The sequence below is a fragment of the Variovorax sp. P4_D9 genome (assembly GCF_056401695.1).
In genome coordinates, this window is the sequence record NZ_JBFUIU010000550.1 from 1 (window position 1) to 6,133 (window position 6,133).

At 66.1% G+C, this 6,133-nt stretch carries 8 protein-coding genes and 1 pseudogene; 3 read left to right on the forward strand and 6 right to left on the reverse strand.

Annotated features, from left to right (window positions below; all coding sequences use genetic code 11):
• From AC1DY5_RS38370 to AC1DY5_RS38390, 5 genes and pseudogenes are all read right to left on the reverse strand, one after another.
• A pseudogene (locus AC1DY5_RS38370) lies at window positions 1–235 on the reverse strand (ISAzo13 family transposase); the annotation flags it as partial.
• Window positions 236–297: 62 nt separating this feature from the next.
• A complete protein-coding gene (gene rapZ / locus AC1DY5_RS38375) occupies window positions 298–1,173 on the reverse strand; it encodes an RNase adapter RapZ (protein WP_478119695.1) in 876 nt (291 codons plus the stop codon).
• Between the two features lie 2 nt (window positions 1,174–1,175).
• Window positions 1,176–2,852, reverse strand: a complete 1,677-nt coding sequence (recN, locus tag AC1DY5_RS38380; protein WP_478119696.1) for a DNA repair protein RecN — start codon at window positions 2,850–2,852, stop codon at window positions 1,176–1,178.
• Between the two features lies 1 nt (window position 2,853).
• A complete protein-coding gene (locus AC1DY5_RS38385) occupies window positions 2,854–3,750 on the reverse strand; it encodes an NAD kinase (protein ID WP_478119697.1) in 897 nt (298 codons plus the stop codon).
• 7 nt (window positions 3,751–3,757) lie between these two features.
• A complete protein-coding gene (locus AC1DY5_RS38390; RefSeq protein ID WP_478119698.1) occupies window positions 3,758–4,021 on the reverse strand; it encodes a hypothetical protein in 264 nt (87 codons plus the stop codon).
• A 131-nt stretch (window positions 4,022–4,152) separates the two neighbouring features.
• Between AC1DY5_RS38390 and AC1DY5_RS38395 the strand changes: the two genes are divergently transcribed.
• From AC1DY5_RS38395 to AC1DY5_RS38405, 3 genes are all read left to right on the forward strand, one after another.
• A complete protein-coding gene (locus tag AC1DY5_RS38395) occupies window positions 4,153–4,464 on the forward strand; it encodes a single-stranded DNA-binding protein (RefSeq protein WP_478119699.1) in 312 nt (103 codons plus the stop codon).
• Between the two features lie 10 nt (window positions 4,465–4,474).
• Complete coding sequence (locus tag AC1DY5_RS38400) at window positions 4,475–4,666, forward strand: hypothetical protein (RefSeq protein WP_478119700.1); 192 nt, start codon at window positions 4,475–4,477, stop codon at window positions 4,664–4,666.
• Between the two features lie 550 nt (window positions 4,667–5,216).
• Window positions 5,217–5,798: a recombinase family protein gene (locus tag AC1DY5_RS38405; protein WP_478119701.1), complete on the forward strand. Its 582-nt coding sequence runs from the start codon at window positions 5,217–5,219 to the stop codon at window positions 5,796–5,798.
• Between the two features lie 147 nt (window positions 5,799–5,945).
• Here AC1DY5_RS38405 and AC1DY5_RS38410 read toward each other — a convergent pair.
• Window positions 5,946–6,133 (reverse strand): hypothetical protein (locus AC1DY5_RS38410; RefSeq protein ID WP_478119702.1); only part of this gene is annotated, 188 nt, incomplete at its 5' end.

Genomic DNA, 6,133 nt, shown 5'->3' on the forward strand with positions numbered 1-6,133 from the left:
CAACCCTTTGCGTATCGTGTTCGGCGACATTCCGGTGGCGTCGCTCACCGCACTGACGCCCTTTGCGTATCGTGTTCGGCGACATTCCGGTGGCGTCGCTCACCGCACTGACGCCACCCCAACCGTAGGCGCGCGCTTCAGTCGCCGCCCAATGCCGACGGGCCCGCTCGTCCAGCACTGCTGCCAGCGATCGGTACTTCGACTCGATCTGCTCTATCGCGAATGCAATCTGCATTGCGCTTTAGAACACATCCCACAAAGTTTATCAAGTTATTTTTGCGCGAACCCTTAGTTAAGTTAGACGCTGTCGAGCTCGCGGTGCCGCTTGAGCGCGGCCCACCGGGCGCCGAAGCCGCGCGCCAGCTGCTCGACCAGGAACACCGAGCGATGCTGGCCGCCGGTGCAGCCGATGGCCACCGTGACATAGCTGCGATGGTCGCGCGCCAGGGCGTCGAGCCAGCGCTGCAGGAACTGCTCGATGTCGCCGTACATGCGGGCGACATCCTCGTGCTCGCGCAGCCACTCGATCACGGGCGCATCGCGTCCGGTCAGCGCACGCAGGGCCGGCACGTAGTGCGGATTGGGCAGCATGCGGACGTCGAACACGAAGTCGGCATCGAGCGGCACGCCGCGCTTGAAGGCGAAGGACTCGAACACCAGGGTCAGCGCGCTGTCGGGTGCCGAGATCAGCGCCTTGACGTAGCTCTGGAGCTGCGCCGGTCGGATGATGCTGGTGTCGACCACGTCGGCGCCATCGCGCAGGTCGGCGAGCAGTTCCCGCTCGAGCTCGATCGCCTGCATCAGCACGCGCTGCTGTTCGGGCGCGTCGGTGCGGCCTTCCTGGCGCGACAGCGGATGGCGGCGCCGGGTTTCGGAATAACGGCGCACCAGGGCATCGGTGGTGGCGTCGAGGAACAGCGAGCGCAGCGAAATGCCCTGCTGCCGCAGGCATTCGAGCTGCTGCGGCACCAGGGGCAGCGAGACACCACTGCGCACGTCCATCGCGATCGCCACTTTGGCGACATGCTGCTGCTGTTGCAGCGCGATGAAGGGCGAAAGCAGCTCGGGCGGCAGATTGTCGACGCAGTAGTAGCCTGCGTCCTCGAGCGCGTGCAGGGCGACCGACTTGCCGGAACCGGACATGCCGGTGATGAGCACGAGTTCGAGGCTCATGGCTAGGCCGCCTGTGCCTTCTGGCCCAGCATCTCGCGCGCATGCGCCAGCGAGGTTCGGGAGACGCGCTCGCCGCCCAGCATCCGGGCGACCTCCTGGGCGCGGCCTTCGCCGTCGAGCACGGCGACACTGCTTTCGGTGCGGGCCGCGTCCTGGCCCTTGGCGGCGGTCTGCCGCTTGGCGACCACCAGATGGTGGTCCGCGCAGGCCGCCACCTGCGGCAGGTGGGTCACCGCCAGCACCTGGCGATCGCGGCCGAGCTGCTTCATGAGCCGGCCGACGGTCTCGGCCACGGCACCGCCGACACCGGCATCGACCTCGTCGAAGATCAGCGTCTGGGCGGCGCCGAGTTCGCTGGTCGTGACGGCGATGGCCAGCGCGATGCGGGAGAGCTCGCCGCCGGACGCCACCTTGCCGATCGAACGCGGCGTGCTGCCGGCATGGCCGCTGACCAAGAAGGCGATCTCTTCGAGGCCGGCCCGGCCCGGTTGCGCCAGCGGCTGCAGCGCGACCTCGAAGCGGCCGCCCTTCATGCCGAGTTCCTGCATCGCCTGCGTGACCGCCTGCGAGAGCTTGGGCGCCGCCTGCTTGCGGGCCTTGGCCAGCGCCTTGGCCTCTTTCAGGTAGGCCTGCTGTGCCGACTGCTCGGTGCGCTCGAGTGCCTCGAGGTCGCTCTGCGCGTCGAGGGCCTTCAACTCGGCCTGCCAGCCGGCGAGCAGGGCCGGCAGCTCGGCCGGCGGACGCCGGTAGCGGCGCGCGAGCGACATCCAGCTGCCCATGCGCTCGTCGAGTTCGGCCAGCCGCTCGGGGTCGGTGTCGGCCTGGCGCAGGTAGCTGTGCAGCGAATGCGCGGCATCCGATGCCTGAGCCACGCTGGAGGCCAGCACCTCGGCCAGCACCTTGAACTCCGGTTCGATGTGCTCGCAGTTCTGCAGCAGCGTGAGGGCCCGGCCGAGCGCCGCCAGAGCGCCGCTGTCGTCGTCCTCGAGCGCGTTGCCGGCGCCCTCGGCGGCATCGATCAGCGCCTGGGCGTTGGAAATGCGGCTGTGGCTCGCCGACAGCTCTTCCCACTCGTCCTCGCCCGGTGCCAGCTTGGCGACCTCGGCGACCTGCCATTGGAGGCGTTCGCGTTCGCGCTGCAGGGAATCCTGGGCCGAGCGGGCGGTTTCGAGGGCGCCGATCGCCTGCCGCCAGAGCTGCCAGGCGCTCTCGATCGCACCGGTGTCGACGCCGGCATAGGCATCGAGCAATCCGCGCACGGCCTCGGGCCGGGTCAGGCTCTGCCAGGCGTGCTGGCCATGGATGTCCAGCAGGCGGTCGCCGAGCTCGCGCAACTGGGTCGCGGTGGCCGGGCTGCCGTTGATCCAGCCGCGGCTGCGGCCCTGGAGGTCGACCGTGCGCCGCAGCAGCAGGGCGTCGCCGCCCTCGAAGCCGCCTTCGTCGAGCCAGCCGGCCAGGCCGGGATCGGCATCGAACTCGGCGCTGACGTCCAGCCGCTCGGCGCCTTCGCGCACCGCGCCGGCATCGGCCCGGTTGCCCAGCGCCAGCTGCAGCGCGTCGATCAGGATCGACTTGCCGGCGCCGGTCTCGCCGGTAAGCACCGTGAAGCCGGTGGAGAAATCGAGCTCGAGCGCCCGCACGATCACGAAATCCCGCAGCGCAATGCGCCTCAACGCCATCTCAAGATCCCCCTTCGTTCCAATGCATTTTCTTGCGTAAGGTGTCGAAATAGCTCCAGCCGCGCGGATGCAGGAAGCGCACCCGGTAATCCGAGCGTCGCACCATCACCTTGTCACCGATGACCAGCTGGGCCAGCGACTGCATGTCGAAATTGGCGCTGGCATCGCGCCCGCCGACCAGTTCGATCGTGACCTCGTCGGCGTCGGGCAGCAGCAGGGGCCGGTTCGACAGCGTGTGCGGCGCGATCGGCACCAGCACCCARCCGCGCACCGCGGGATGCAGCAGCGGTCCGCCGGCCGACAGCGCATAGGCGGTCGAGCCGGTGGGCGTCGAGATGATCATGCCGTCGGCGCGCTGGTTGGCCACGAAATGGCGGCCCACCGTGACCCGCAGCTCGACCATGCCCGAGGTGCCRCCGCGGTTGACCACCACGTCGTTCATCGCCAGGGTGTCGAACACCGACTCGCCGTCGCGCACTACCCGCGCCTTCATTAGCGTGCGCAGGTCTTCCTCGTAGTCGCCGGCCAGCATCGGGATCAGCGTGGCCTGGTAGTTGTCGAGCGAGATGTCGGTGATGAAGCCGAGCCGGCCGCGGTTGATGCCGATCAGCGGCACGTCGTGCGGCGCCAACTGGCGGCCGATGCCGAGCATGGTGCCGTCGCCGCCGACCACCAGGCCGAGATCGCATTGCTGGCCGATTTCCTCTACCGTGAGTGCGGGATAGGGGCCGGTTTCGACCGCGTCCGCCTGCGACTTCTCGACAAACACCTTGCAGCCCTGCGATTCGAGGAAGGCGCCGATGCCCTCCATGATGTCGTCATGCGCGCCGCATTGCGCCCGGGCGCCGGAGGCCTGGTATTTACCGATCAGTGCGACATGCCGAAAGCGGGAGCTCATTCACAAATTACCTTTTTGCAGCGGTGGTCAATCGCTTGATCATCCGCGTTTTGCAGGCGCTGTCCCGCTCTGATTCAAGGGCGGCGACAACGATCCACTCCCTCGCATCTTCTCCCAATTCTTCGGCGAGCGCTCCAGCGATAGCAGGCGAAAGGTGACCGCGCACCTTGGCCGTGTGGAGCGTGTTCCTGGCGAGCTTCAGGCGCTGAGTCCAAAACGGCGCCGGCTGCTGTGCGAGCGCGGTGTCTAGCAGATTCATCGTCGTGGGCATATCGGGAACTCCTTGAATGTGACATTTTGCCTACAGGGTGCATGCATCATACGAAAGTGCTTGCATTCAATGTGCATGCACGGATACAACCGGCTCTGCATTCAAGGTGAATGCATCAACTGGAGCCACCCATGATCAAAGTATCCGTCACCAGCACGGCCGTTCGTCGCATGACGGGCAACGCCAAAGCCACCGGCAAGCCCTACGACCTGTCGTTCCAGGACGTGTGGATGCATCTGCTGGATCGCGAGGGCCAGCCGGACCCGTATCCGACCAAGGTCGAAATCATTCTCCCGAAGGACAAGGACGGCGCTGCGCTGTTCTACGCTCCTGGCGAGTACCTCCTGCACCCTTCGAGCATCTACGTGGACAGCAAGGGCGGTCTTTCGGTGGCTCCGAGGCTGGCCAAAGCGGCAGCACTTGCCCCCAAGTCTGCTGCTTGAGGGGTGCACCATGCAAACGCGTGATGCGATGCAGGCCGCTCGGCTCGCGCAGTTGGAGGGCGCAATCCTTGCCCTCCTGCGTGACGCCGAAGAAGACGGCCTCGATGGTCTGACGGTTACCGCTGAGGCGGACGCCGGGCAGGTCGTCATCGATTTGACCTACATGGCGAAGGGTCAGCCGGTCGCGGGGGAATCTCTGTGAAGCGCTTCCTCCAGACCATCATTCGCGGCTACGGCTGGCGGCTCGGCGCTCTCGCTGCGGTCGCTACCGTTGCGCTGCTGAAGGGCCTGCTGTGAGCAGCACCGCCCGCCAATTCGTGATCCTGCGCAACTGGAGCGACTGGCAGGACGACTTGACCGCAGAGGGCCGTCGCCCTCATCCCCACTTCTTCGACGCGTGCGCCCAGGTGCGCCCGATGCAGCCTTCATCATCGGGTTCATGGCATGACAGCCGTCGCTGCTCTGTTCGTCCGCAAGACGAATCACTACGCCGAGCTTGGCGTCGATTGCTACGACGCCGAACGTGATGCGTTGACCTGGCAGGGCGGCTGCCCTGGCATCTTTCATCCGCCGTGCCGTTCCTGGGGTCGGCTTCGTACCTTCGCGAAGCCTCGACCTGGTGAGCGTGAGCTGGCGATATGGCCCGCCCCAACGCGATTCACCCCCTTATCGCTTGGGTCATCATCATCGCCTGGGTTGTCGGCGGCTATATCGGCCTTCTCAAGTGGCTGGCATCTTGAGAAAGGGGGCGGGTGATTGGCTATGCCAGAGTCTCAACCAGCGATCAGGAGACTCGGCTTCAACTTGATGCGCTTCGGCGCGCCGGGGTTCGACGGGTTTTTGCTGAGAAGACCAGCGGTGTCGGGCCGCGCCCCGAACTGCACAAGGCCCTCTCCGCTCTTCAACCTGGTCAAACGCTGGTGGTCTACAAGATCGATCGCTTGGCCCGCAGCCTCAAGGATCTCCTTTCGTTGCTGGAGCGCCTTCGCATCGCTGGCTGTGCCCTCAAGTCGCTTACGGAGCCGGTGGATACCTCGTCGGCGATGGGGGAACTCGTCTTGCAGATCCTCGGTGCGGTCGCTCAATTCGAGCGATCCATCATCCGCGAGCGCTGCATGGCTGGAAGGGTTGCAGCGAGGGAAAGGGGGCAGGTTTTCGGCCGACCTCGGGATCTGTCGCCTGAGGATGAGGTCGACGTCTTCCGTCTGTACGCTTCGGGGTGGTACTCGCAGCCGGTGCTTGCGGATGCTTTATGGGTGGGGATTAATGCTGTGAAGAACGCGATTTACCGGCAGCGCGCCATCGTCGCGCGACCACGTCGACGCCGTTTTTAAAGTACGTCCGCTGTCGGCCAGGAGCAGACTTTCCTGCTAGCTTGCATAACTGTTGGCGAGTCGCGCTCCGGTCTCGGGGCTGGATCCGCGATCGGGAGGCGGCCGGCCAAGTAAGCATGCCCAGTCGGTGCCACTGGGATTAGTGCGTCAGGCCCGGCGCCGGCGCGCGATGCGAACGGCCTCAAGCCATGTGTCGAGGTTGAATTGCTGACCAGTCTCAGCGCTGCGCGCGGTCAACACCTGGTGCAGGAAGATCACGCGCACGTCGCCCGGTGTGTCGGTGTGGCCGACGATCAGCTGCTTCTCCACGTCGAGGCGCTGTACCTGCAGCACGT